The 22169-nt window shown below is 65.7% G+C and carries 29 protein-coding genes, 2 pseudogenes and 1 riboswitch; of the genes and pseudogenes, 17 read left to right on the top strand and 14 right to left on the bottom strand.

Annotated elements, in window-relative coordinates; genetic code table 11:
- Nucleotides 1-525: 525 nt before the first annotated feature.
- The gene (locus tag ABIB51_RS17890) at nucleotides 526-729 is read left to right on the top strand and encodes a hypothetical protein (protein WP_502916168.1); all 204 of its coding nucleotides are present in this window, start codon (nucleotides 526-528) and stop codon (nucleotides 727-729) included.
- 27 nt (nucleotides 730-756) lie between these two features.
- Here ABIB51_RS17890 and ABIB51_RS17885 read toward each other — a convergent pair whose 3' ends face one another.
- Nucleotides 757-1671, bottom strand: a complete 915-nt coding sequence (locus tag ABIB51_RS17885) for a penicillin-binding transpeptidase domain-containing protein (RefSeq protein ID WP_502916170.1) — start codon at nucleotides 1669-1671, stop codon at nucleotides 757-759.
- A 441-nt stretch (nucleotides 1672-2112) separates the two neighbouring features.
- Here ABIB51_RS17885 and ABIB51_RS17880 point away from each other — a divergent pair, with 441 nt between their 5' ends.
- Genes ABIB51_RS17880 through ABIB51_RS17870 form a run of 3 tightly spaced genes read left to right on the top strand, consistent with a single transcriptional unit; the run spans nucleotide 2113 to nucleotide 4408 of the window.
- On the top strand, nucleotides 2113-2934 hold the full coding sequence (locus tag ABIB51_RS17880) for an amino acid ABC transporter substrate-binding protein (protein ID WP_354190425.1): 822 nt from the start codon (nucleotides 2113-2115) through the stop codon (nucleotides 2932-2934).
- A 36-nt stretch (nucleotides 2935-2970) separates the two neighbouring features.
- Nucleotides 2971-3636 (top strand): amino acid ABC transporter permease, encoded by a 666-nt coding sequence (locus ABIB51_RS17875; protein WP_354190407.1) that lies wholly within the window; start codon nucleotides 2971-2973, stop codon nucleotides 3634-3636.
- Nucleotides 3623-4408 (top strand): amino acid ABC transporter ATP-binding protein, encoded by a 786-nt coding sequence (locus tag ABIB51_RS17870; RefSeq protein ID WP_354190405.1) that lies wholly within the window; start codon nucleotides 3623-3625, stop codon nucleotides 4406-4408. The genes ABIB51_RS17875 and ABIB51_RS17870 overlap by 14 nt, the downstream gene beginning before the upstream one ends.
- A gap of 26 nt (nucleotides 4409-4434) precedes the next feature.
- Here the strand turns inward: ABIB51_RS17870 and ABIB51_RS17865 are convergent, their stop codons facing one another.
- Entirely contained in the window at nucleotides 4435-5385 is a 951-nt protein-coding gene (locus ABIB51_RS17865; protein ID WP_354190403.1) for a hypothetical protein, read from the bottom strand.
- A 140-nt stretch (nucleotides 5386-5525) separates the two neighbouring features.
- Between ABIB51_RS17865 and ABIB51_RS17860 the strand changes: the two genes are divergently transcribed.
- Complete coding sequence (locus ABIB51_RS17860; RefSeq protein WP_354190423.1) at nucleotides 5526-6296, top strand: CPBP family glutamic-type intramembrane protease; 771 nt, start codon at nucleotides 5526-5528, stop codon at nucleotides 6294-6296.
- A gap of 21 nt (nucleotides 6297-6317) precedes the next feature.
- On the opposite strand, the gene ABIB51_RS17855 is transcribed toward ABIB51_RS17860, so the two are convergent.
- Complete coding sequence (locus ABIB51_RS17855; RefSeq protein WP_502916169.1) at nucleotides 6318-6581, bottom strand: hypothetical protein; 264 nt, start codon at nucleotides 6579-6581, stop codon at nucleotides 6318-6320.
- A 137-nt stretch (nucleotides 6582-6718) separates the two neighbouring features.
- Nucleotides 6719-7189, bottom strand: coding sequence for a sensor histidine kinase (locus ABIB51_RS17845; protein WP_354190399.1), 471 nt, complete (start codon nucleotides 7187-7189; stop codon nucleotides 6719-6721).
- Nucleotides 7190-7429: 240 nt separating this feature from the next.
- On the opposite strand from ABIB51_RS17845, the pseudogene ABIB51_RS17840 reads away from it, so the two are divergent.
- Together ABIB51_RS17840 and ABIB51_RS17835 are read left to right on the top strand one after the other, a co-directional pair.
- Nucleotides 7430-7978, top strand: a pseudogene (locus ABIB51_RS17840) (aconitase family protein); the annotation flags it as partial.
- An 83-nt stretch (nucleotides 7979-8061) separates the two neighbouring features.
- Nucleotides 8062-8520, top strand: a complete 459-nt coding sequence (locus ABIB51_RS17835) for an aconitase family protein (protein ID WP_354190421.1) — start codon at nucleotides 8062-8064, stop codon at nucleotides 8518-8520.
- 294 nt (nucleotides 8521-8814) lie between these two features.
- On the opposite strand, the gene ABIB51_RS17830 is transcribed toward ABIB51_RS17835, so the two are convergent.
- The 3 genes from ABIB51_RS17830 to ABIB51_RS17820 all read right to left on the bottom strand — a co-directional run bounded on the left by ABIB51_RS17830 (nucleotide 8815) and on the right by ABIB51_RS17820 (nucleotide 12142).
- Nucleotides 8815-8991: a CsbD family protein gene (locus ABIB51_RS17830; RefSeq protein ID WP_354190397.1), complete on the bottom strand. Its 177-nt coding sequence runs from the start codon at nucleotides 8989-8991 to the stop codon at nucleotides 8815-8817.
- A gap of 224 nt (nucleotides 8992-9215) precedes the next feature.
- Nucleotides 9216-10229: a glycoside hydrolase family 16 protein gene (locus ABIB51_RS17825; protein WP_354190395.1), complete on the bottom strand. Its 1014-nt coding sequence runs from the start codon at nucleotides 10227-10229 to the stop codon at nucleotides 9216-9218.
- A gap of 461 nt (nucleotides 10230-10690) precedes the next feature.
- On the bottom strand, nucleotides 10691-12142 hold the full coding sequence (locus tag ABIB51_RS17820) for an HNH endonuclease (RefSeq protein WP_354190393.1): 1452 nt from the start codon (nucleotides 12140-12142) through the stop codon (nucleotides 10691-10693).
- A gap of 130 nt (nucleotides 12143-12272) precedes the next feature.
- Between ABIB51_RS17820 and ABIB51_RS17815 the strand changes: the two genes are divergently transcribed.
- Nucleotides 12273-12953: a DNA alkylation repair protein gene (locus ABIB51_RS17815; RefSeq protein WP_354190391.1), complete on the top strand. Its 681-nt coding sequence runs from the start codon at nucleotides 12273-12275 to the stop codon at nucleotides 12951-12953.
- Here ABIB51_RS17815 and ABIB51_RS17810 read toward each other — a convergent pair.
- The gene (locus tag ABIB51_RS17810; protein ID WP_354190389.1) at nucleotides 12940-13221 is read right to left on the bottom strand and encodes a hypothetical protein; all 282 of its coding nucleotides are present in this window, start codon (nucleotides 13219-13221) and stop codon (nucleotides 12940-12942) included. The two genes, ABIB51_RS17815 and ABIB51_RS17810, sit on opposite strands and share 14 nt — an antisense overlap.
- A 200-nt stretch (nucleotides 13222-13421) precedes the next feature.
- A riboswitch (cyclic di-AMP (ydaO/yuaA leader) is annotated at nucleotides 13422-13589 on the top strand.
- Between the two features lie 4 nt (nucleotides 13590-13593).
- Here ABIB51_RS17810 and ABIB51_RS17805 point away from each other — a divergent pair.
- A complete protein-coding gene (locus ABIB51_RS17805; protein WP_354190387.1) occupies nucleotides 13594-14337 on the top strand; it encodes a hypothetical protein in 744 nt (247 codons plus the stop codon).
- Nucleotides 14338-14434: 97 nt separating this feature from the next.
- Here the strand turns inward: ABIB51_RS17805 and ABIB51_RS17800 are convergent, their stop codons facing one another.
- The 3 genes and pseudogenes from ABIB51_RS17800 to ABIB51_RS17790 form a co-directional block, all read right to left on the bottom strand.
- Nucleotides 14435-14773 (bottom strand): YnfA family protein, encoded by a 339-nt coding sequence (locus ABIB51_RS17800; RefSeq protein WP_354190385.1) that lies wholly within the window; start codon nucleotides 14771-14773, stop codon nucleotides 14435-14437.
- Nucleotides 14770-15574, bottom strand: a pseudogene (locus ABIB51_RS17795) (amino acid permease). Before ABIB51_RS17795 ends, ABIB51_RS17800 begins: the two are co-directional and overlap by 4 nt.
- A gap of 27 nt (nucleotides 15575-15601) precedes the next feature.
- Nucleotides 15602-16159 (bottom strand): dihydrofolate reductase family protein, encoded by a 558-nt coding sequence (locus ABIB51_RS17790; RefSeq protein WP_354190383.1) that lies wholly within the window; start codon nucleotides 16157-16159, stop codon nucleotides 15602-15604.
- Between the two features lie 226 nt (nucleotides 16160-16385).
- On the opposite strand from ABIB51_RS17790, the gene ABIB51_RS17785 reads away from it, so the two are divergent.
- Nucleotides 16386-17396 carry a serine hydrolase gene (locus tag ABIB51_RS17785; RefSeq protein ID WP_354190381.1) on the top strand — a complete coding sequence of 337 codons (1011 nt, stop codon included), beginning with the start codon at nucleotides 16386-16388 and terminating at the stop codon, nucleotides 17394-17396.
- An 84-nt stretch (nucleotides 17397-17480) separates the two neighbouring features.
- On the top strand, nucleotides 17481-17672 hold the full coding sequence (locus ABIB51_RS17780) for a DUF1918 domain-containing protein (RefSeq protein WP_354190379.1): 192 nt from the start codon (nucleotides 17481-17483) through the stop codon (nucleotides 17670-17672).
- Nucleotides 17673-17718: 46 nt separating this feature from the next.
- Here ABIB51_RS17780 and ABIB51_RS17775 read toward each other — a convergent pair whose 3' ends face one another.
- Complete coding sequence (locus tag ABIB51_RS17775; protein ID WP_354190377.1) at nucleotides 17719-19176, bottom strand: DUF5129 domain-containing protein; 1458 nt, start codon at nucleotides 19174-19176, stop codon at nucleotides 17719-17721.
- A 180-nt stretch (nucleotides 19177-19356) separates the two neighbouring features.
- Between ABIB51_RS17775 and ABIB51_RS17770 the strand changes: the two genes are divergently transcribed.
- Genes ABIB51_RS17770 through ABIB51_RS17760 form a run of 3 tightly spaced genes read left to right on the top strand, consistent with a single transcriptional unit; the run spans nucleotide 19357 to nucleotide 20508 of the window.
- Complete coding sequence (locus tag ABIB51_RS17770) at nucleotides 19357-19698, top strand: hypothetical protein (protein ID WP_354190375.1); 342 nt, start codon at nucleotides 19357-19359, stop codon at nucleotides 19696-19698.
- A complete protein-coding gene (locus ABIB51_RS17765; RefSeq protein WP_354190374.1) occupies nucleotides 19662-20189 on the top strand; it encodes a hypothetical protein in 528 nt (175 codons plus the stop codon). The genes ABIB51_RS17770 and ABIB51_RS17765 overlap by 37 nt, the downstream gene beginning before the upstream one ends.
- A gap of 13 nt (nucleotides 20190-20202) precedes the next feature.
- Nucleotides 20203-20508 (top strand): YegP family protein, encoded by a 306-nt coding sequence (locus tag ABIB51_RS17760; RefSeq protein WP_354190372.1) that lies wholly within the window; start codon nucleotides 20203-20205, stop codon nucleotides 20506-20508.
- Nucleotides 20509-20520: 12 nt separating this feature from the next.
- Here ABIB51_RS17760 and ABIB51_RS17755 read toward each other — a convergent pair whose 3' ends face one another.
- Together ABIB51_RS17755 and ABIB51_RS17750 are read right to left on the bottom strand one after the other, a co-directional pair.
- Entirely contained in the window at nucleotides 20521-20787 is a 267-nt protein-coding gene (locus ABIB51_RS17755; protein WP_354190370.1) for an STAS domain-containing protein, read from the bottom strand.
- Nucleotides 20788-20893: 106 nt separating this feature from the next.
- Nucleotides 20894-21142, bottom strand: coding sequence for a hypothetical protein (locus ABIB51_RS17750; RefSeq protein ID WP_354190368.1), 249 nt, complete (start codon nucleotides 21140-21142; stop codon nucleotides 20894-20896).
- Here ABIB51_RS17750 and ABIB51_RS17745 point away from each other — a divergent pair.
- The 3 genes from ABIB51_RS17745 to ABIB51_RS17735 all read left to right on the top strand — a co-directional run bounded on the left by ABIB51_RS17745 (nucleotide 21126) and on the right by ABIB51_RS17735 (nucleotide 22150).
- Nucleotides 21126-21395, top strand: a complete 270-nt coding sequence (locus tag ABIB51_RS17745) for a YciI family protein (protein WP_354190366.1) — start codon at nucleotides 21126-21128, stop codon at nucleotides 21393-21395. The genes ABIB51_RS17750 and ABIB51_RS17745 overlap by 17 nt on opposite strands.
- A 288-nt stretch (nucleotides 21396-21683) precedes the next feature.
- Complete coding sequence (locus ABIB51_RS17740) at nucleotides 21684-22025, top strand: SRPBCC family protein (protein ID WP_354190364.1); 342 nt, start codon at nucleotides 21684-21686, stop codon at nucleotides 22023-22025.
- The gene (locus ABIB51_RS17735; protein ID WP_354190362.1) at nucleotides 22022-22150 is read left to right on the top strand and encodes an SRPBCC family protein; all 129 of its coding nucleotides are present in this window, start codon (nucleotides 22022-22024) and stop codon (nucleotides 22148-22150) included. Before ABIB51_RS17740 ends, ABIB51_RS17735 begins: the two co-directional genes overlap by 4 nt.
- The last annotated feature ends 19 nt before the right edge of the window (nucleotides 22151-22169 follow it).

Genomic DNA, 22169 nt, shown 5'->3' with positions numbered 1-22169 from the left:
ACAATCATGAACGGCCCCACGGATCCCTGGACGGCATGACGCCGAAACGCTACTGGGAAACCTGGACGCAAGAAAACCAATTAGCTATCGCATAAGCGCTGGACTGCTAACGGGGGCCCAACCACCGTCAGCGGCAAGGTCAAGGACCAGCGGGAACTTCTGTAATGGGTACTGGCTGGCCAAGGGCCAGCTGGCAGGCTGATACCGGAGAGCTCGTGCGTGACTCAGGGTATATCCGACCCGCGCAAGCGGTGCCCTGAAAATGACGCGTCCGCACCCTCGTCTCCGGGCATCGGTCTGCCCGCACGGATGACCTGATCAGAAGACTGTCCACCTTCGGGTGTGACCCGTTACAGATGCGTCTCCGATGCGACCCAGGCAGGCCCTGCCACCTGTCCGGTTCAGTAGAAGGAGAACGCACCATGGCAATCATTGCCGAAGAATTCGAGTTCGTCGTCGGAGTGGATACCCACGCCCGTACACACACGTTCACCGTCGTTCATGCCTCCACAGGCGCAGTAATAGGTGGGCTACCTCGACGGCGGCCTGGCCCGCTTCGGGCACAGCTACATCGGTGAGCCCGAGCGACTCGTCGAGGAGCTTTCCCGCGACGAGGCCGTGGCCGCAGCGGACACGGTGCTCGTGACCGTCCCCAATCAGCTTGGCGTGGACTTCAACGTCCTGCTGCTCGAGTCGATTTCGCGCGACCTCCGCCTATCTTTGGGGTGAGGATAACGCGGCGTCGGCGGGTGGTTGCTAGGTCATGGACTCCGGCGGCGGGGGGAAGGTGGAGGCGGGGTAGAGTCCGGCGACCTGCATCATGTAGTTTGCCCACTGCGGACCGGCCAGCATGTACCCGTCGATGGCCTTATAGAACTTACCGTTGATGGAGATGTTCTGGCCGGGCCGTTTCTGTCCTTCCAGGGCGTCTCCAAAGAACGAAGCGGTGGCAATGCTGGTGGTGTAGCCGGCCACCCAGGTGGCGCCGTTGTTGTTGGAGGTGCCGGTTTTCGCGGCTACCGGGAACCGGGTATGGACCTTGGGGGCGATGTAGACGCCGGACCCGCGTTTCAGCACGTCCTGGAGGACGGAGTTCACGCCGCGGGCAACCTCGGGTTTGACGGCGTCCCGGCAGTCGTTGGTCTGGGCAGGAAGCTTCCGTCCCGCCGCGTCGGTCACCTCCAGGATGGCGACCGGGGAGCAGTACCGGCCGTCATTGGCGAACGTGGCAAAGGCATTGGCGAGGTGGAGCGGCGCCACGCCAATGGCACCCAGCAGGTTGCCCAGTTGGTGCATGTTCACCCGGGCGTTGTCCAGGCCGCTGTGCAGCCCCACGGCGTCCACGATTTTCTGGATGCCACAGAAATCCAGCTGGGCAGCCTCAGCGAAGGTCGCCGTGTTGATGGAGTTGTAGAGCCCGTAGTCGGCCGACATGGGCCGGTAGTAGCCCGCATCGTTGTTCTGGAGGTCCTCCGTAGCGCCGAGACCGGCCTTCTTCTGCTGTGTGTTGTAGGCGCCGAGCACCCTGCCGCCGGTGGTGGTCAGATTGAACGACAACGCCCGGAGAATGCCCTGCGGGTCCACCCCTGCGTGGTCGTAGAAGCGGGCGTCCTCAATGGCGACGATCGCCTCCTTGACGTACGGGGACATCTGGTCCAACGACACCCTCATACGGTTCTCCTCATAGAACGTGGCGATCGTCTTGCCGTCCGCGCTCAACACTGTGGTGGACTGCGACGGCGAATCCACCGTCAGCTCAGACGGCAGGTTTTTGAAGAAGACGATCGAGCGGTTGAAGGCCACGCTGGCAGCGGCAACACCGGGCACGACGAGGCTGGCCGCCAGAACGCCGCAAATCGCGCTCACCGTAAAGAATCCGAGGACCCTCAACAGGGCCGCAGCCAAACGCGACACAACTCGGTTCTTGGGCACCATTCCTATCCCAGCTATCACGCTCGAAAAAGTGTGTTTAGAATACGCCGGAAGTCTTCCGGTGGACCATAGCGCGGCCGCTTTCTTCAATCACGGCAGTGGACTTGATATCGTCGATAGCGGATGGCCGGCAAGCAACACCGCTGGCGTGCCCTATCCGGCTCCACGATTAAGGAAATGATGAAGCGCACACGACTTTCCGCTATTGGTCTTCTGGCAGCGGCAGCGCTGGCCCTGGCCGGCTGCGGGTCCGGGGCAACCACCCCGGCGACCTCGGCACCGGCCGCAGGGGCCGACACCTCGCTGGCTGACGTGAAGAGCGCAGGCACGCTCAAGATCGGCACGGAGGGCACCTACAAACCGTTTTCATTCCATGCCGATGGCACCGGGGATCTGACCGGCTTTGACGTGGAAATCATCACGGCCGTCGCTGAAAAGCTGGGCGTGAAGCCGTCGTTCCAGGAAACGCAGTTCGACGCCATTTTTGCCGGTCTTGAGGCCAAGAGGTTCGACGTCGTCGCCAACCAGGTTTCTATTACGGACGAACGCAAAGCTAAATACGAATTCTCCGCCCCCTACACCGTAAGCACGGGCGTCATTGTCACCAAGGCCGACAACGACAGCATCCGCTCGTTCGACGACCTCAAGGGCAAGACCACAGCGCAGTCGCTGACGAGCAACTGGTACAAGCTGGCCCAGCAAAGCGGGGCCAACGTGGAGGCCGTGGAAGGATGGGCGCAGTCGCTTACCCTGCTCAAGCAGGGGCGCGTCGACGCCACCATCAATGACAAGCTGACGTACCTGGACCACCAGAAGGCCGAGCACGACAGCAGCATCAAGATTGCCGCCGAGACCACGGACAAGTCGCTGAGCGCCTTCGCGTTCCGCAAGGGGTCAACCAGCCTGATGGAGGCCGTCGACAAGGCCCTCGAAGAACTGCAGACCGACGGTACACTGACCAAGATTTCGCAGAAGTACTTCGACGCTGACGTCACGAAGTAGCCGGGTGGCCGCCGCCGGACAGCGCTGCGTCAGCGCATGAATATCAACTGGGATCTTGTGTGGGGGTCGCTGGGGCCGATTCTGATTGGCGCAATTACCGGCACCATTCCACTGGCGCTGGCGTCCTTCGGCCTGGGCCTGCTGATCGCCCTGCTGATAGCCCTGATGCGGCTGAGCCGGAATCGCGTCTTTGCCGCCGTCGCCCGCGGCTACATATCGGTCATCCGCGGAACGCCGCTCCTGGTCCAGTTGTTCGTCATTTTCTATGGGCTGCCTTCCATCGGAATCACCATCAGTCCATGGCCCAGCGCCATTATCGCGTTCTCGCTGAATGTGGGCGGATACGCGGCAGAGGTCATCCGGGCGTCCATTTTGTCTGTGCCCAAGGGCCAGTGGGAAGCCGGACATACCATCGGCATGTCGCGCCGGCAGTCACTGGCGCGGATCATCCTGCCGCAGGCGGCACGCGTATCGGTCCCGCCCCTGTCAAACACCTTTATCAGCCTGGTCAAGGACACGTCGCTGGCTTCGCTGATCCTCGTGACGGAGCTCTTCCGCCAGGCGCAGCAGGTTGCCGCCTTCAGCCAGGAGTTCATGCTGCTGTATCTGGAGGCCGCCGTCATTTACTGGATCATCTGCCTGGCCCTGGCCGGCGGACAGTCGGCCCTGGAGAAGAGATTGGACCGCTATGTCGCACACTGACTCCACCGGCCCGGACGCAGCGACATTGCTGACAGTTCGAGGACTGCGCAAGGCGTTTGGCAAGCATGAAGTCCTGAAATCCATTGACGTGGACGTCCGCCGCGGTGAAGTCGTCACTCTGATCGGCCCGTCGGGCTCCGGAAAGACGACGGTCCTGCGGTGCCTCAACGGACTCGAAGTCCCCGACGCCGGCGTTGTGGCGTTCGCGGGCGACCTCACCGTCGACTTTTCCAACCCAGTGGCGAAGAAGCAGCTCTCCGCCTTGCGGGACCGCAGCGCCATGGTGTTTCAGCACTACAACCTCTTCCCGCACAAGACTGCGCTGGAGAATGTCATCGAGGGCCCGGTCCAGGTGCAGAAGCGGCCCAAAGGCGAAGCAATCACGGAGGCCAGGGAGCTGCTGGCCCGCGTCGGCCTGGCCGATAAGGAGAACAGCTACCCCTTCGAGCTCTCGGGCGGCCAACAGCAGCGGGTCGGCATCGTGCGCGCACTGGCGCTGCGCCCGCAGCTCCTGTTGTTCGATGAGCCGACGTCGGCCTTGGACCCGGAGCTGGTGGGCGATGTCCTCACGGTCATTAAGGAGCTGGCAGACGAAGGCTGGACCATGGTGGTTGTCACGCATGAACTCGCATTCGCCCGCCAGGTGGCCGACGAAGTCATCTTCATGGACGGAGGGGTCGTCGTCGAACGCGGCCATCCTGACACCGTGCTGCGTGACCCGCGGGAGGAACGCACCCGGCAGTTCGTGGACCGGCTGCTGAACCCGTTCTGACCTGCTACGGTACCCGGCAGCAACGTCTACGAGTGCCTGCCGTGGCGGTTCGTTCTCAGTACGAAGAAAACGAACACCGCTGTGCCACCGGCGGCAAACAGCAGCACTCCCAGGGGGATGAAGTCAGGAGCCCCCATGTCTGATGCCGGGGCGCCCTGGGCCTGGGACGGTGGTGCGGAGGAACGAACTTCCTGTCCAGACGACGAAGCCGGAGGAGCCGGAGGAGCCGACGAAGCCGGGGGAGCGGCAGCCGTGCTGGCCCGGTCAGGCTGGAAGACGTCACTGACCACACCCATGATGAACCGATCTCCGGGGGCGAGCGTCCGCACGACGAGCGTGGCGATCTCCAGGGTCGTGGAGACGCAACCCGCGGAAACCCTGTTCCCTGCGCCGAAGAAGATCGCATAGTCGGCTCCGGGTACGGCGGGGGAATCCGGCGGCCGGTTGTGATTGATGACGGTGGCCTGGGCGTAGGTGCCCTGGTTCGCCCAATACCAGAGGTTCTCGTCAGCGGATGAGCCGCCCTCCAAATAGCTGTTGTAGGAGGCGCTTCCCGGGCCGCCCCACCGGGACCTCGGATTCACGACGTGATACGTCAGCCTGGTCCCCGGATTGGCAAGGCCGAGGGCCTCGGTGGCAGAAAACGAGCCGGTCGGTGACTGGTATTGGCCTTCCCTCAGGGTGCCTTCGGGAGCGAAGCTGTTCTCGCCGATGAAGCCCGTCGCCTGCCACTCCTGGGAGTACCCGTCAGGGTTGCGGAGGCATCCGGTGATCAGCACGGTGTTTTGTGTGGTGGCCGTTGCGGTGACGAAGACAACCCGCGTGGCGTCACCGGCGGGGAACCTGACTTCGCCGGCCGCCAGCTTCGCGCATGGCGCTGTTTCCTGGGCTGCATCCTGCGCCGCGGAGGGTGTTGCTGTGAGTCCGGCAAGGAGTGCTGCAAGCAGCAGCGCCCTTCGCCAGACGGGTAGGGACATACCAAAAGTCTAGTCGCGCCGGCTCCGCCGCCCCGAGTATTGACTACAACGACGGGCGGGCGGATTGTGCTTACGTGAGCTACGACATTTCTGCCGGAGTGGCAGATCGGTCCCGGACACGGCGCGGGCTTTCGCTGGCGCTGATTCCCTCGGCGCTGGTCTCCTTCTCCGGTTTTGTCCTGTTCGTCCTCGAACAAAACTTGGCCGCCTACGGGCTTCTGGCCTTGGCGCTCCTTCTGGCAGGGTTTATCGGCTGGGCGCTCCTGCGGGACCTGGCCTTGATCACGGCCGGCCTCGTAACGATCAGCCTTGTTCCAATCACCACCGATATCAGCACGGAACATATGGCAGTCATGGGATCGGCGATGATTCTGGCCGTGGGAATTCCGTATGCGGTGTCACGCTTTGTCTTCAAGGACCATGCGGTCAGGTTTCCGGTACGAACCGGGCAGACGTGGACGCGGGCTGAGAAATGGTACCTGCCGGCCGTCGTTGTCATGGGCTATGCGCTGCTGCCGGCCTACATGATCAATACCGGGGTCTACCGGAACTGGCCCGCTGTGTCGGATCCAGAAGGAATCATCCGCCTCTTCCTCGGCACCAACGTGCTGGGGATCTGGGATGAGCTGTTTTTCATCTGCACCATCTTTGTGCTCCTGCGCCGGCACTTACCCCTGGCTCAAGCAAACGTGCTGCAGGCCGTCCTGTTCACGTCATTCCTGTGGGAACTCGGTTTCCACGCCTGGGCGCCGGTGTTTATCGTTCCCTTTGCCCTCGTCCAGGCGCTCATTTTCACCCGGACCAAATCCTTGCCCTACATCGTCTGCGTCCACCTGCTCTTCGACTTTGTGCTCTTCCTGGTGCTGATCCACGCCCACAACCGCGCCTGGATCGACATCTTCATCTATTAGGGGCGGAACTGGGTCCGGCCGTCACCTGCGCTGGCCCCCGCTTGTTGGGCGAGCGGTCCGACGTCGACGTATCGTGACGAGAAGTGCGTGAGGACGATGGTTCCGAAGCGGGCCGTGGACGCCAGGGCGCCGGCCTGGCCGGCCGTGAAGTGGCGGTACTGCGCCGCCTGCCCTGCGTCGTCGTTGCTGAACGTGGACTCGGCGACCAGCAGGTCCACCCCGTCTGCGAGTTCCTCTGCGCCGGGACAGGGTGCGGTGTCCAGCACGAAGGCGAAACTCTGGCAGCCCGAAGCAGTGGTCGCCGTGGACATGGGTGAGGTAGATGCGCGTGATCTGGGACGCGGTACCGGGAACGACGAATTCACGCCTGGAACTGACTGTCTCACCCAGGCCGCGGGCCGGACCACGCCAGGGACGGATCCCTAGTCGAGCGGCAGCGTTACGGTCACACAGGTTCCGGACTCCGCGGATGAACGGATAGTCATACCGCCGCCCGCAAGGCCCACAGCGAGGTGCATGAGTCGGAGCCCCCAGCCGGCGTGCTTGCCGCTGGTGACTTCCTGCACGTCGAACCCGCCGCCGTCGTCGGTCACTTTGAGCTGCACGGCATGATTGACGCAGCCCAGCCGGACAGTCACCGCCGTAGCATCAGTGAATTTGTAGATATTGCTGAGGAGCTCCTGGGCCGCCCGGTACAGAAGGAGTGCCGACTGCCGGTCCACTTCCATCCCGTGGTGCGGCGTCTCGAGGTGCACCGCGGTGCCGCGTTCCCGCAGCGGAAGAGCGATTCGGTCAATTGCGCCGGCAACACCAAGAGCGTAGAAATCGACCGGATGTGTGTCGGTCAGGACGCCACGTACCGCGACAACCTCGTCGTTTAGTAGTGATTTCATATGACCACTCTGCTCCCGCGTCCTTGGCATTTTCTTGAGTCCTGCACGGGTGGCGCAGGCCTGCCGTCAGCGAGATTCGGCGTCAAGTTCAGGCTCATTTCCGCCCCTGTTCCGGGTCCCCGGAGCGGGCTATTTTTGAATGACCGGAGTGCCCTGGCGCGGTGGTTGCCGACTTCTGCGGCACTGAAATCGAGTAGGAAAACTCACCGTGGCTAACAGCGTGGCCCAGAAGCTCATCGCATCCCATCTGGTGACCGGGGAGCTGACTCCCGGGTCCGAGATTGGCCTGCTCATCGATCAGACCCTGACCCAGGACGCGACAGGAACCATGGTCATGCTGGAGCTGGAAGCGCTGGGGCCCGACTGGGCACGGACGGAGCTGCCCGTGCAATACGTGGACCACAACCTCCTGCAGGCCGACAGCAGGAATTCCTCCGGTCAGCCTGCCGCCGGTTCGGCCTGTGGTTCTCGAAGGCCGGCAACGGGGCGTCCCATCCAACCCACATGGAGCGGTTCGGCGTCCCGGGCAAGACCCTGGTCGGCTCGGACAGCCACACCCCGGCAGCCGGTTCGCTCGGGATGCCCGCGATCGGCGTCGGCGGCACGGAGGTTGCCATGGCCATTTCGGGTGAGCCGCTGTACCTCAAAATGCCGGAGATCTGGGGTGTGCGGCTCACCGGTAGTCTGCCGCCGTGGACCAGCGCGAAAGACGTCATTCTTGAAATGCTGCGCCGGTACGGCGTCCACGGCGGCGCGAACCGGATCCTTAAGTACTACGGCCCGGGCCTGGCAACGCTGACCGCGACGGACCGGCACGTGACCGCCAATATGGGCGCCGAACTGGGGAGGTCACAGGGAGGCCGGTGGCCCAGATGGTGGTCGGGTCATCCGCGAATCCCGGGCTGCGGGACTTCGCGATTGTGGCCGCAATCGTCAAGGGGCGGCAGGCTCCGCCGTCGCTGTCTTTCGACGTCAATCCCAGTTCCCGTCAGATCCTGCAGGACCTGACGAAAATGGGTGCCACCTACGACCTGATCCGTGCGGGCGCCCCGTTGCATCAGACCGGGTGCATTGGCTGCATCGGGATGGGGCAGGCCCCGGCGCATGGGAGCAACAGCCTGCGCACCATGCCACGCAATTTTCCGGGGCGTTCCGGCACCAAGGAAGACCCGGTCTACCTTTGTTCTCCCGAGACGGCGGCGGCGGCCGCCCTGACCGGAACGATCACCGCCCCCCGGGAGCTGACGGGCCTCTACGGTCTTGAGTATCCCAAGCTCGACTTACCCGAGGTCTCGAGCGTGAACACCTCGATGCTGGAGGAGCCGCATTGAGGCGCCGGTCGCAGCAACATCCCGAAGCTTGCCGAATTCACGTTTGCCCAGATAGACGAAACCCATCCGGCCCGGGCCGCGGAGACCCGGGAGACTTCGGGCCACATTGTGGTTGCCGGCGCGAACTACGGCCAGGGGTCCTCGAGGGAGCACGACGGGCCTGCGCGAGCGGGCGGCGCGGCCTGCACCGCCGGCCGCGGACTGAACTCCGCTGTCCGCCGTGGCACAGCGGAGGGTGCAGTCCATCCGGGCTGCACCCTTTTCTGGTTCGGGATTCAGATACCGTTCCGGGGATCAGTGCCTCTTGAACGTGTCCTTGATCTTTTCGCCGGCCTGCTTCAGATCGGCCCGGAAGTGGTGGGCCTTGCCTTCGGCCTTGAGCTTGTCATTCCCGGTTGCTGCGCCGGCCGCCTCCTTGCCCTTGCCATGGAGTTTCCCGGCAGTGTTGTGGATCTTGTCGCCCCAACCCATGATGTCCTCCTTAGTTCGCGGCCCCGCAACGTGAGCGCCGCAGAAACCGACAGTTAATTGTAGGGACGGACGGACCACAAAAGCACCCCTTCCTGCCTATAACGGCGGCCGAAGGTGCAGAACGCCACAACTACTTCAGTCGGGGGCTAAAGGAGAACGGCTGCCCACTCCGGAAGGTGGACTTACGGGGCGGGCAGCCGGAATTCGCGCGGGCGAAGCTGGGTCTACTTGTAGACGCGGACCCAGTCGACCTGCATCTGGGACGGCTTCGTGGCGGTGCCGTCGGGGAACCAGTCGAGCTGCAGGGTCTGGTGCATGCCCACTGTGGGCTGGTGCGCAGGATTCGTGTCTTTGAAGGTCTGCACGCCATCGATGAAGCCGGTGATGCCGGCGGGGGTCCACTCCACGGCGTAGTTGTGCCACTGGGTAGCATCAATCGGCTTTGCTGCCGTGGTCTGGAAATCCGACCCACCGCAGGAGTAATGCAGGAAGAACTTCATCATCTTGGTCTCTGTGCTGCCCTCGGCGTAGTCGATTTCGGCACAGTTGGGGGACTCGTTGTTGTTCGGCCAGAGGATCATGACCGGGTGGTATTCCGAGTCCCGGTCGCTGGTCTTCATGCGCGACTCCCAGCGGCCGTACTTCTGCTGCGCGAACTTCGCGGACATACCGCCGGTGGTGCCGGCGGCGTCGCCGCTGACCGTGGCCACGCCATTGGCGACGGACCACGCCGCGGGGCTCCGTACGCCCTTGTTGTGATGGCCTGCGCCCTTGAAGACGCTCCACTTGGTGGCGTCCGGTGCGCCGGTGTTGGAGAACTCGTCTCCGGCCAGGACCGGACCCCAACCGAAGTTGGTGGCTGCTTCTGCGCCGCTGGCCGTCGGGGCCGCTGCCGGTGCTGCTGCGGCGGGGGCTACCGCCGGTGCCGCGGCGGGTGCGGCCGCGGCAGGGGCCACTGCAGCAGGGGCTGCGTCGGAAGCGGCTGCCGCTGCTTCAGCGTCCGCGTTGGGTGCGACGGCGGCGTCGGTGGCCGGAGCGGTCTGCGTCGGAGACGGAGCCGGAGTGGTGGTTGCAGGTTTGGCGGCTGAGGTGGCCGATTTTGCCGGTGCCGCGGAGGCTGGCGCCGATGCCTTGCCCGTGACTGGCGGGCCTGCCGAACCGTCCGTTGCGGGAGCGATGCTGCACCCGGTCAGGGCGAGCGCGCCCATAGTGAGCGTGATGGATATTTTCTTGAACAAGAGACCCCTCCGGGCTTAGGACTGACGCACACGACGGCCTTCACTGAGGCGTTGACGAGTGCTCGAAGCTTCGTTCGGCCCCCTGCACTGGGCGGGAGCAAGCAGGCGCCAACCGGCGCATCGGTGCCCGGCTGGCGGGCATCCGGGGCCCTGCATTCGGGCCTGACCATGAAGGCCAGCCGCCAACGTTACCGGACCGTGACCTTGTCACCAAATGGCCGATCGCGGAATCGGCCGGTAGCCGGGGCCGCAGCGGAGGCGGATTGGACGGCTCGTTTGACTGTGAAACGGAGCCCGGTGTTGGGCCTGATTGGCCTAGGGGACCGGCCGCAGGAGTGGCCGGATGAATTTGTAGCCTGTCGCAACGGACAGCTCATCGGAGAGCAATAACTCAGATTTCTTACCGCAAATCGAGGCACTAACGAGGCAGGGAGGTTGCTGCCCGGCGGGGCGGTCCATTATCAGGCCGCCAGTGGTTGGTGGGCGCGCACCCGTTTGAGCGTTTTGGCGTGGTGTCGCTGTATCCGTCGGTGGTGGCGGGCGTCCGGGGTCAGGGCGTCCCGGCCCGGGGTGTCATCGAATGACGTGCCGGGTAGTGGTGGGGCGGTGGAGTGGTAGGTGTGGCCGGTGGGGGTGGTGAGTTCGATGGTGTGTCTGTATTTTTGGGTGCCGGCCGGTCCGGGGCGTGGGGTGGCGGTCCAGCCGGGGGTTTCTTTGGTGTGGTTGCAGGCTTCGCAGAGTCCGGCGCCGTTGGTGTGGGTGGTGGGTCCGCCGTGGTGCCAGGGGATGATGTGGTCGTGGTGGCGGATGGGGGCGTCGCAGTAGGGGGTGCGGCAGGTGTCGTCGCGGGCCTGCAGGAAGCGGCGGAGCCCGGCGGGGAAGAGCCGGGCGCGGGAGTCCATCGCGGTGAGGTCCCCGGTGCCGGGGGCGGTGTAGAGCCGCCGGACCCAGACGGACAGGGGGTTCTCGGCTGCCTGGTTCTCGCCTCCTTTGAGGAGTTGGCGGGCCCAGCCGGCGGGGACGGTGCCGTAGCCGGGGAGCCGGGCGGGTTCACTGTCGCCCTGGAGCAGGGTCCGGTCGGTCATGACGAGCTGGATTTCGATCCCGGCGATCCCGTGCGGGGTGCCGGTGAGCCGTTCGATCAGGGTGTCGGCCATGAGCTGGCCGCGGCCTCGTGGGTCGCCGGCGGCGCGGGCGGTGTCGGCGTGCCGGGTGAGGGCGGCGTAGGCGGCGACGCCTTGTGCGACGGGGAGCAGGGCGGTGAGGTAGGTCATGGTGTCGGGGGCGGGCCGGAGGCTGACGTGCCGGTCGGTCCCTGCGTGGCTGGCCCGTTCGGTGACGGTGCGGGGGTCCCGCCGGTACGCGGCGGCGCGGGCCGCGGCGACCAGGGCACGGTCGCCCGCGCCGGTGAACGTGCCGGTGTCGGCGGCGAGTTCGGCATCCACGGCGGACCGGTCCGCCGCGGTCAGGCAGGCCGTTTCGCGCACGAGCAGGGTGGCACGCCATTCGTTGAGCTGGCCGGTGTCCAGTGCGGTGAGGGTGTGGGGCATTTCGGTGACCAGCGCCTTCGCCAGGCCCAGGAGCCGTCCGCCGCGGGCCGGGGATTCGCGCCGGGCCAGGGCGATCTGCGCGGCGACCCCGGTCCCGCACTCGGCCGCGGGCATCCCGGCGGCGGCCTGTCCACGACGCTGGGCGGTGTCGAAGGCGGCCGTGGACCGGGCCTGCAGCGCGGTCGCGGCGGACTTCAGGTCCTCGAGGTCCCGGACCTGGTCGATCAGCCCGGCCCCGCCGTCGAAGTCGGACGGGGCACAGCAAACGGTGGCGAGCAGCCGGACAACATCCCGGACCGTCGCTCCGCCTCCAGCTCCGCCGCGTTCTGCCGGACCCATTTCGGGCTCCCGATTGCCGTCCATAAATCCAGTCTCCCAGCGACCTGTGACATTAAAGCGACCTGTGACATTAATTGGCGCCGGGTTGGACACCAGGGGGCACGCCTTCTGCGCAAGGGGAATGCCGCCCACAACAATGCGAAACAATGGTCAGATGAGAGATGCCGGCGAATTTATCGATCTCGCGCTGCAGCGGGAAGGGTCCTGGCCGCGGGCGGACGAATTTCGGGCCCGGTTGGGTGGCGATCCGCGCGTCGGCGATCTGCGCTTCTACGGGACGTCGGTCGGCGCGGTGCGGGGGACTATCCGCGACGCGCTGGTCCGCCACCGCGGGTTAAATCATGACGACGTCACCGCGTTGAGCTCCGAGCTGTGGTCGGTGCCGGTCTTCGAGCGCCGCCTCGCGGCAGTGGTGCTCCTGCAGTCCAAAATCCGTGTGCTGGACAACGCGGACCTGACCCGGATCGAAGGCTTCCTGCGGACTGCGCAACTTCGCGAACTGGCTGATCCGCTGGCCATCGACGTCGTCGGTCCGCTGATCGCGGGTCTGGACACCGTCGGCAGGGTCCGGGCTGACAGCGTGCTGGACCGCTGGACCCGGGAGCAGGACGTCTGGTTGCGGCGCGCGGCCCTGCTGTCACCGCTCCGCGAGCTCCGGGCCGGTGGGGGAGACTGGGGTAGATTCGTCCGGCACGCCAACCTGGCGCTGTCCCGGCCGCGGGAGCATGACGATCAAGCCGCCGACGGCGGGCTGCTCAGGGAGGCTGTCGGCGTCGTGCTCGAAGACGTGGCGAAAAACCGGCCCGAGCTGGAATTCACAGCTACCGGGACGTGAGGGAGGGCCCGGCTCCGTGGTCCGTCCGTCGCTCCACCACGGCGTAGGCCTTGCCGTCCAGGAATTGCCAGTCGGTAACCACCATGAAGCCAAGGGCATCGACGCGGTCGTTCAGGACATGGACGTCAAAACCGCCGTCGCGGGGCTCGGCGTCCCACGTCGAGATGTGGACTTCGTTGCCTTCGAGAATCAGCAGCTCCGTGTTGACGTCAAAATCCTCCTGAGGCTGGCTACTCAGCTGGCAGATGGCGACACAGCGGCTGTTCATTTCGGGCCTCCGCTTCGGGGATCGCTGATGGCATCATCCTATGCCTGGGCCCACCGATCCCACGGGAAAAAGCCCCTCGGCACACCCCGACCCGTTACCTCAATGTGACATTTTGTGATCATCCCGTTACCGTTGTTAGGTGCCTGTTGTCTCCGATACGGGCGCTCCCCAGCCGATTGCCTAACTCTGCCGCGGCCCGGGGATAACTCGCACCAACATCCGGCAGAGACGGGGAAACCACTTTTTGACCAGCTGATCATGCCAGTCTTGGGGTGAAGCCGCACGGCCCGCCACGCGGGCCCAGAGTGCGGCCGGGTGCCTCCCATCCGAATCCGACAGCTCACCTCGCAGGCATTGGGAGAGGCTACATTCATGTCTTCAAGCAATACTTTCGCGCGCCATCGTGGCACCACCCCCGCCGGTCGGCGTACGGCAATTTCCTCCGCCTTTGCAGGCAAGGCCGGCACCATCGGCCGCCAGGCTGCGGTAATCGCCGCAGCATCGGGCCTGGTTCTCAGCAGCGCCATGGCCGCCAACGCAGCCGAAGCACCGGTCGAGCGCGACTCCGCCCCGGCGTCGTCCGTCGATGTCAAGGACCAGGTCTCCGCACCGGTCAGCGCGGATTCCTCCGTTCAGATCACCTTTGAGCGTCCGGCCGTCGTGTCCACTCCGGCGCCCGTCGTCGAGCAGCCCAAGCCGGTCGCGGCAGCTCCGGCTGCCGCCCCTGCCGCGGCGAAGCCCACGGTCCAGGTCCAGGCTGCTGCCCCCGCACCGGCAGCTGCCCCCGCAGCCGGCGGAATCAACGCCACGCTGCTGGCCGCCGCTTACGGCCAGGTCGGCATCACCCAGGACTGCACCGCCATGGTGGAGAAGGCCCTCGGCGCAGCCGGTATCCCGGTCGGCGACATCGGCCCGGCGGCGTTCCTGAAGTACGGCAAGGTTGTTTCCACTCCGGAGCCTGGCGACATCATCGTCCAGTCCGGCCACGTTGCCATCTACGCGGGCAACGGACAGGCCGTCAGCGGCGGCATGAACGGTGTCAACGCCACGATGGCCCACCCGCTGTCATGGCTGACCGCCACCGGCGGCGTGACCTTCGTCCGCGCCGGAGTCTAACCCGCTCAGCGGCGAAAGAGGCCGGTGATCAGTTGCCTTGGGGGCATCGGATCACCGGCCTCTTATATGCCCGGCTCCACTGTGCCCGGCGCCATGCTTAACCTGCGTTGCGCGGGGCGAACATGATGACCGCCACACCGACCAGGCAGATCACCGCCCCCGCGATGTCCCAGCGGTCGGGCCGGAAGCCATCGAAAACCATTCCCCAGGCCAGGGATCCCGCGACGAACACGCCTCCGTATGCGGCAAGGATCCGGCCGAAGTGCGCGTCAGGCTGGAGCGTCGCCGCGAAACCGTAGATTCCGAGTGCCAGCACGCCGAGCCCGGCCCACCACCAGTCCTTGCCTTCACGCACCGACTGCCACACCAGCCAGGCGCCGCCGATCTCCGCCGCGGCGGCCAATACGAACAACACGATGGTTTTTGCGATAGTCACCGGCTCATCATCGCAGGACGACGGTCAGCTATACCGCGTTGCCTTGCCCAAGCCGTTGCCAGACGCAGGACGCGGTACACGATGCCGACCGCGAACATCAGCATCCCGGCGATCACGGACTCCGGCGGCAGCGTGGCCACCTGGACCACACACGCCGCGGCGCCGGTGAGCTGCAGGGCCCCCGGGTAGCGGCGGTTTTGACCGGTCTGGGTGTATGCGGACACGTTCGCCACGAGGTAATAGATGAGGACGCCGAAGGACGAAAAGCCGATCGCACCGCGCAGATCGGCGAAGCCGACAATCACGCAGATGACCGCGGCCAGGACCGGTTCGGCGCGGTGCGGGACGTGGAAGCGGGGATGGACGGCAGCCCGCTATCAGGGCAAGCAACGCGCCCAACGACGCCAGTGCCGTGCCGGCCCGCACGACCGGCGAAGCCCAGTCCCAGGAACCGGCGGCCACGGCGGCGGCAAGTGGCGCCGGGGTGCGGGCGATGCCCTCGGCGCCGAGGACCGGGAGGATGCTGAGAGCGATGACCGCCGGCCACTCGCCGAGCCGCTCCCGCCCGTAGACATAGGTCCCGCCGGGCATCGGGTATTCGGCCGCCAGCTGGGCTGACGCCGTCGCATTGCAGTACGCGACGACGGCGGCGAGCAGCAGTCCGATCAAGAGTCCGGACCCGGCCGCCTGGGCGGCGGGAGTGAAGGCGGCGAACACCCCGGCGCCGATCATCGACCCGAGGCCGATGGCCACCGCATCAACAGTGTTAAGCCTGCGGGCCAGGCGGGGATGCGAGCTCAACGCTGGACGCCTTCCGGGAGTGCCCGCTTACGCCTCGTAGCGCAGCAGCACCACTCCGTTGCCGAAGGACCGGGTTTCGGCGAGGCGCAGCTGGGCCGTGGCGTCGGTGGGCTGGAACAGGGGTTTGCCGCGGCCGATCAGGACCGGATGCACGTAGATCCTGTACTCATCGATCAGGCCGAGCCCGCGGAAGGACGCGGCCAGGTCCGCGCCGCCGAGCGCCAGGTCACCGCCGGGCTGCGCCTTGAGGGCCATCACTTCGTCGACGTCGACGGTGCGCGCCACCGTGGTGTTCCAGCCGGCCGATTGCAGCGTGGTCGAGTACACGACCTTCGGCATTTCGCGCCAGATGCGGGCGAATTCGCTCAGCGGGCCGCTGTTTGCGGGGTCGCTGTCCGCTGTCGGCCAGAAATCGGCCATCAGCTCGTAGGAGACCCGGCCATCCAGGAACCCACCCATCGTGCGTAGCTCGTCATTGAAATGCTGGTGCAGTTCCTCGTCGACCATGTGCCAGCTGATGTCCCGGCCCGGCCCCTCCATGTACCAGTCCAAGGAAACCTGCATCATCAGGATGATTTTTCGCATTCCGGACTCCTCCCTCTCTACGGACCCAGCGTACGGGCTGTGGGAGGATGATCGAAGAGTCACAGCTTGCGCTTCGGCCCTGGCTGGAGAACAATTCAGGGAATCTAAAGTTCAATGTGGTTTTTGCTTTCGGAGGGAACGCATGCCTGCGAACATGCCCGTGGCGAGAGCCGGGATCCTGTTCCATCCCGAAGTCCGACATTTTTGCAGCCGGGAATGAGACACCGTGGAAACGAACGACCCGCGCCAGAACAACCCTTCCGGCCGGCACGGGCAGGGCGCAGATAAAGATGCCCCCGGTCGCTTGCGGAGGCTCCGGCCGCGACTGCTGACAGCCGGCGCAGCGGCGCTGGCGCTGATTTCTGCTACTGCGGTCTACGCCTCCGTCCAGTCGGACAAGGCTGAGCCGGCCGCGCGTCCCGACTCGTCAATTTCGGCAACCCCGACCATGTCGGGCACGGCCAGCCCAACGTCCGCCTCGGCCGCAGCCACCACGGCTGCCCCGTCGACCCCGGCCGTCACCGCGACTCCCATTGCAGCTGCGACGCCCTTCACCCCCGCCTTCGACGCCCAGATCAACACCATCATCGCCGCCAACAGCCGGTACCAGGTGGGAGTTGCGATCATCGACGTCAAGGATGGCGTTGCCCATGAATACGGGGACAAAACCAAGTTCGTGGCCGCCAGCACGGCCAAAGTCCTTGCCGCGGCCGGCTACTACAACCTCGTGGAAACGGGCCGGGCTTCCTTGACGGCCCGGATGGGGAGCTCCACGTCCGGTGCCCAGATCCGGCAGATGATCCAGCAGAGCAACAACCAGTCCTGGGCACTGATCCTAGGGGCAGTGGGGCAGAAGGGTCTGACGGCCTACGCGGCGTCGTTGGGCATTACCTACGACCGCACGCTGAACCACCTGTCCCCGGCCGAGACAGCCAAGACCCTGTCCCTGCTTTACTCGGGCCAGCTGCTCAACGCGGAGCACACCGCGCAGCTGCTCTCCTACATGCAGAACACCAACTTCGAAACGCTCATCCCTGCGGCGGTGCCGGCGGGCATCACTGTCTTCCACAAGTACGGGCTGCTGTTCGGCAACCTGCATGACGCAAGCATCCTGGTCCATGGCGACAAGGCGTACGCCTTCGTGGTGTACACCCTCGGCAAGGACGGCTCGGACGCGGCGGCCCGCACCCGCGTCATCCACGAGCTGACACAGGCCACCGCTGCAGGACTGTTTTGACGGCCGATTCGCGAACCGTCGGCATCCAATGACCGTTCCGCGGCGGGACGGACACTCGTAGGCTGGATGAGGGAGGTGAATGCAATGAAAGCAACCCAAGGGGACCGCATCATCATCCGGGGCCACACCGTGGAGTCCGCGGACCGGCACGGGGAGATCCTCGAAGTCCGGGGTGCCGACGGGGCCCCGCCGTACCATGTCAGGTTCGACGACGGCCACGAAACAATCCTCTTTCCCGGCGGTGACTTCGTCGTCGAAAGCAGGCGGAACGGCTGAAGCCCGGCTGACGCCCGGCTGACGCCCGGCCCGCGGCGCCGGGGCGTCAGAAACTTGAAGAGCTGCCGGAGCCGGAAAAACTCCCTCCGCTGCTGCCGTAACCGGTGCTGCTGCCGCCGCCGCTGCGTGAGCCGCTGACACTGCTGACGCCTGTGCTGAAGCCGGAGTTGAAGGTGGGGACAGAGAAGAAGTAATAGGACGGGTAGATCGTCCCCAGGATGCTGGGTTCGTAGCTGCGGCCGTACTTGGCTTTGGAGCCGGCCTGGGCGCTCTCCATGTCTGTGCGCATGAGCTCGGCTTCCTTTTCATTCCTGGCGAAGCCTTCGATAACGGTGTCGGCGTGGTTCCTCAGCAGTTCGGACAGGTGGGTGCGGGCGTCGCGCAGGCGGTCAAGGGCCGTCTCCGGCGTGATGGTGCCATCGGCGAGTTCGGAAGTCCAGCGTTCCAGCTCCCGGTGGCTTTGATCGCGGAAGGACCGCAGGGCGGCTGCCGTCGCGGAGTCGCTCCCGGCGTGGCGCTTGCTCAGCATCTGTTCGAGGCCGGCGAGGTCGTTGCGGAAGGGGGCCAGCTGCCGGTCCCAGGCCGGCGCCCAGGACGATCCGCGGTTGAGCAGGGCATTGGTGTCCGAGATGACGTCGTCCAGGGCGTCGAGTTCGGCCGCCGCGTCGGCGAAGCTTCGGACCAGCCTGAGGTTCGGCCGCAGGCTCAGTGCCCGGGCAGTGAGCGCATGTACCTGGTTGGAGAGCCCGGTGGCGGTGTTGTACTTCGCCATGAAGCTGCGATGTTTCTCCAGCAGGGTGCTGCCGTAGCGCGAAGACTCCGGAATGGTGCTGGCGTTGAGTTCAGTGACCTGCAGGTCCACGCTCACGTTCGCGTAGCTGGCGTCGCCGCGGGCCAGTTCCTGCCGGCTGCTCACCCGGGTCCGCCACCGCACGATCAGCCAGGTGGCAGCGCCGGCCACAGCCGCCGTCACCGTGGCCCAGGCGGTGACCAGGAAGGCCGTGGACCGGTACCACGGCTGGTTGATCAGCTCGGCGCCGCGCTGGATGCCGGCAATCGTGCCGTCGGTCCACTGTGCATCACGGAGCAGTTCCTTGGACGCGTTCTGGATGTCCTCGCGGTGATCCAGCGAGACCTTACGGTCCTCGCCCATGTAGGTCCCGACGTGCCGGCCCACCGGGTCCAGCGCGAAGATGAACAGCCCGTCGGCCCACTTCTGCCCGTCGCTGCTGATCCACTCGGGGTGTTCGGCGCGGGCAAAGCGGAGGACTTCCTCGTTGAGGTTGTCCGCGGCCGTTCCGTTGTAGGTGTAAACGGCCACCTTCGTGGGTTGATAGAAATCGATGGACTGCACCGCCGGCAGGAGGGTGTTGCGGTCAAGTACGCCCGCACGGTCCTCCACGACGACGTCTACCGGCCGGACGGCGAGGGCGGCCGGCCCGGCTGCCAGCAGCCCCGCCAGGACCAGGACCGCGACGCCGATCAGTTTCCGCATGATTCCCATTCGTCGAGCGTAGTGCGGAATGAGGCCTAAAGACATCGTGACTGGCTGGTCCCGCTCATCCATACTTGCGCCATGAGCCCAGAGCGAGCGACCGCCCACCGGACGAGGCAACAGCCGAAACGCAGGCGCGAACCCCGGACCGTACCCTCTTCGCCATCCTGGGCGTGATCGCCCTCCACGTTGGCGCTCATCGTCGCCAGCAGCAACCTGCTCAGCACGGTCTCGACACTGCTCCGCGGGCGGTCGCTGCAGTGGCGGCAGTCCCTGGCCACCGGGCTGGTCTGGGCGGCCGTGTGGCTCTGGCACCGCTGGATGTGGCGGCATGCCCGGAAGCGGCCCACGGAGCTGGCCGACGTCCCGACCGTACTCGGCTCCGTCATCGGGCTGGTGAACGGCGTCAGCGGCGTCAGCGGCGCCGTCGGCGCCCTGTCCGCCCTGTTCGATGCAGCCCTGCGGGGAGCCGCCGCGGCCGTGGGCAAGCCGTGGTGGCTGACCGCGCGGGGTCTGCAGGCACTGGACTGAACGCCCGGCGCGTCTACCTCGTAGCGGTCTTCGGCCTCAGCGCCGTGGTTGCCGTCAGCACGCTCCTGGTGATCGGGTTCAGGGTGTTCGAGAACGTCCTCGACGACGTCACGGGCGGCAGCCTGCTGGACCGCATCCGTGCCCCGCTCGGTCTCCTCGTGGCCACCGGGCTGGCGGCCGGATACCACTTCGCGGTGTGGCGTCACGGCCGCGCGGCCCTGACCGCTGCCGGCGCCGCCCGGAAACACACGATCGGCCACGTCATCCTGGTTACGGGCACCGAGCCGGCGCCGCTGCGCCGGATCATCGAAGAGACCACGGGGGCGAGCGTCACTGTCTGGCGGCGGGCCGATGCCGGGCTCCTTGGCCCCAACGAGGACCAGCAGATCGCTGTCCGGCTCGCGGCGATCCTCGAAGGACTGCCCGCGAGGCGGTTGCTAGTGACGGTGGGCCCGGACGGCAGGATCGAGGCGGTACCGCTGCTGGGATGAGAGGCCGCGGAGAGTGCCACAAGACTCTGGCGGGCCCCCGCTGCCGGCGCCAATCTGTGCATGCCGGCCGCCCGGCCAGCTACACCGACATTTAGTCCAGGAGTGCGAAATCGCTGGAAAATTTGAGGTCTACAAGGACAAGTCCGGCGGATTCCGCTTCCGGCTCAAAGCTTCCAACGGCGAGGTGATCGCATCCTCGCCAAGCTACAAGTCGAAGGCCAGCGCCCTGGGCGGGGTTGAATCCGTCAAGAAGAACGCGGCATCCGACGTCGTCGATCTCACCGAAGAACCGGCGGGCAGCATCACTGGCATTGGCTGAGGACGGTTCAGGCTACTCCAGGCCGTAGCGTTTCCTATGGCTCCGGACAGCGCTGTTCACCGTTGGGAAAAAGTGGTCCGGACCGAACCGGCTGCTGACCCCGAAGCGGAGCAGGCGGTCCTTGACCGGACCCTTCATCTCGGCGAAAACGAGGCTGATGCCGCGCCTGTCCAGTTCGTCATCGAGCGCGATGAGTTCGTCAGGCACTGTGGTGTCCAAGTCGGTGATGGCCTCCGAAGCCACGATCACCCACCGGGCCGATCCGGGGGCGCCAGCCACCAACGTCCGGATGTGCTGGCGAAGACGGCTCCGTTCGCGAAAAAGAGCGGTGCGTCGAAGCGCGCGATGACGAGGCCGGGGATGCGCTGGCCTTCCGGGTGCCGGCTCAGGTCGTGGTAACCGGGCACATCCCGGACGCTGCCCAGCTCCGTGCGATAGGGTCCCAGGCACGGCGGACAAAGGCGATCAGCGACAGCCCGGTTGCCACCAGGATGCCTTCGAGCACGCCCGCGAATGCGACTCCGAGGAACGTGGCGACCAGCAAGGCAGCCTCGGTGCGGCTCATCCGGAGCAGCCGCAGGAACGCCTTCAGGTCCAGGGCCGACGCCGCGGCAACAATGACGACGGCAGCCAAGACGCTGGACGGCTGGGGCGCCTGGATGGAAAGGACCGGCCTTGCCCTCCTCGACATGGGCGCGCCGTTCGCCCCGGCCCGCACTGCCGTCGTCGACAACGGCTCGGAGGCGGAGGCCTCGGACCTGAACGGCTATTCAATCGTTGAAGCCGAGGATCTCCAGGCCGCCAGGACCCTCGCCGACGGACACCCGTTCCTTACGGACGGCAACGGAAAGTTCACCCTGGAGATCTTCGAGCTCGCCGAAATGTAGTCTGATGGCAGACCCCCTGCACCCCACCACGAGAGGAACTGAATGGCTCAGCGGTCTATGCCTTCCTGGCGGACGGGCTGAACAACCCGTCCTGGCGCCGGAGCGTCCAGAGCATCGCGCTCAGGAGCGGCGTCCCGTGTGAAACGGGCGCCGTCTACGGGCAGACCCTCACCGGTCCCCGGGGCAGGCCCATCCTTGACCTGAAGCCCACGGGTCTCATGAAGGTCCTGGACGGGCTCATCACCAAAACAATGCAGTCAGAGGTTGATCAGCCCCCAGGATTGCCCCATGTCAACATATGAAGTCACCCGAAATGCAGTTATCCCGGCCCCGGCCGCAGACATCTTCCCGCTTGTGAACAGCTTCCATGCGTGGACCAAATGGTCCCCCTGGGAGTCCGTGGATCCCGCCATGGAACGCAGCTACTCCGGCAGCGAATCCGGCGTCGGTGCCAAGTACGCCTGGAGCGGCAACCGCAAGGCGGGCTCCGGCACCATGGAGATTGTCGAATCCACGGAGCCGGGCGGCATCAAGATTCGGCTCGAATTCACCAAGCCGTTCAAGGCCGTCAACCCGACGTCGTTCACGTTTGGACCGTCCGGCAGCGGACGAAGGTCACCTGGACAATGACCGGTGAAAACAAAGGCGTCGGCAAAATCTTCGCCCTGTTCATGAACATGGACAAAATGGTCGGCACCGACTTCGAAAAGGGACTGTCCGCCCTTGCCGGCGCCGTATCCCAGCGCAAGGCCTGATCCGGAGCGGGGCCGGCGT

This window comes from Arthrobacter sp. UYCu712, assembly GCF_040547005.1.
Lineage (GTDB): Bacteria > Actinomycetota > Actinomycetes > Actinomycetales > Micrococcaceae > Arthrobacter.
Note: the sequence above shows the minus strand (reverse complement) of the source record. Positions and strands in the feature narration are given on the sequence as shown.

Coding starts and splice junctions, on each gene's coding strand:
- ABIB51_RS17885 (WP_502916170.1), bottom strand. CDS start 1,671: ATGAGGGTGTCGTTGGACCAGATGTCCCCGTACGTCAAGGAGGCGATC.
- ABIB51_RS17880 (WP_354190425.1), top strand. CDS start 2,113: ATGAAGCGCACACGACTTTCCGCTATTGGTCTTCTGGCAGCGGCAGCG.
- ABIB51_RS17875 (WP_354190407.1), top strand. CDS start 2,971: ATGAATATCAACTGGGATCTTGTGTGGGGGTCGCTGGGGCCGATTCTG.
- ABIB51_RS17870 (WP_354190405.1), top strand. CDS start 3,623: ATGTCGCACACTGACTCCACCGGCCCGGACGCAGCGACATTGCTGACA.
- ABIB51_RS17865 (WP_354190403.1), bottom strand. CDS start 5,385: ATGTCCCTACCCGTCTGGCGAAGGGCGCTGCTGCTTGCAGCACTCCTT.
- ABIB51_RS17845 (WP_354190399.1), bottom strand. CDS start 7,189: ATGAAATCACTACTAAACGACGAGGTTGTCGCGGTACGTGGCGTCCTG.
- ABIB51_RS17835 (WP_354190421.1), top strand. CDS start 8,062: ATGGTGGTCGGGTCATCCGCGAATCCCGGGCTGCGGGACTTCGCGATT.
- ABIB51_RS17830 (WP_354190397.1), bottom strand. CDS start 8,991: ATGGGTTGGGGCGACAAGATCCACAACACTGCCGGGAAACTCCATGGC.
- ABIB51_RS17820 (WP_354190393.1), bottom strand. CDS start 12,142: ATGGACGGCAATCGGGAGCCCGAAATGGGTCCGGCAGAACGCGGCGGA.
- ABIB51_RS17815 (WP_354190391.1), top strand. CDS start 12,273: ATGAGAGATGCCGGCGAATTTATCGATCTCGCGCTGCAGCGGGAAGGG.
- ABIB51_RS17810 (WP_354190389.1), bottom strand. CDS start 13,221: ATGAACAGCCGCTGTGTCGCCATCTGCCAGCTGAGTAGCCAGCCTCAG.
- ABIB51_RS17805 (WP_354190387.1), top strand. CDS start 13,594: ATGTCTTCAAGCAATACTTTCGCGCGCCATCGTGGCACCACCCCCGCC.
- ABIB51_RS17790 (WP_354190383.1), bottom strand. CDS start 16,159: ATGCGAAAAATCATCCTGATGATGCAGGTTTCCTTGGACTGGTACATG.
- ABIB51_RS17780 (WP_354190379.1), top strand. CDS start 17,481: ATGAAAGCAACCCAAGGGGACCGCATCATCATCCGGGGCCACACCGTG.
- ABIB51_RS17775 (WP_354190377.1), bottom strand. CDS start 19,176: ATGGGAATCATGCGGAAACTGATCGGCGTCGCGGTCCTGGTCCTGGCG.
- ABIB51_RS17745 (WP_354190366.1), top strand. CDS start 21,126: ATGACGACGGCAGCCAAGACGCTGGACGGCTGGGGCGCCTGGATGGAA.
- ABIB51_RS17740 (WP_354190364.1), top strand. CDS start 21,684: ATGTCAACATATGAAGTCACCCGAAATGCAGTTATCCCGGCCCCGGCC.
- ABIB51_RS17735 (WP_354190362.1), top strand. CDS start 22,022: ATGACCGGTGAAAACAAAGGCGTCGGCAAAATCTTCGCCCTGTTCATG.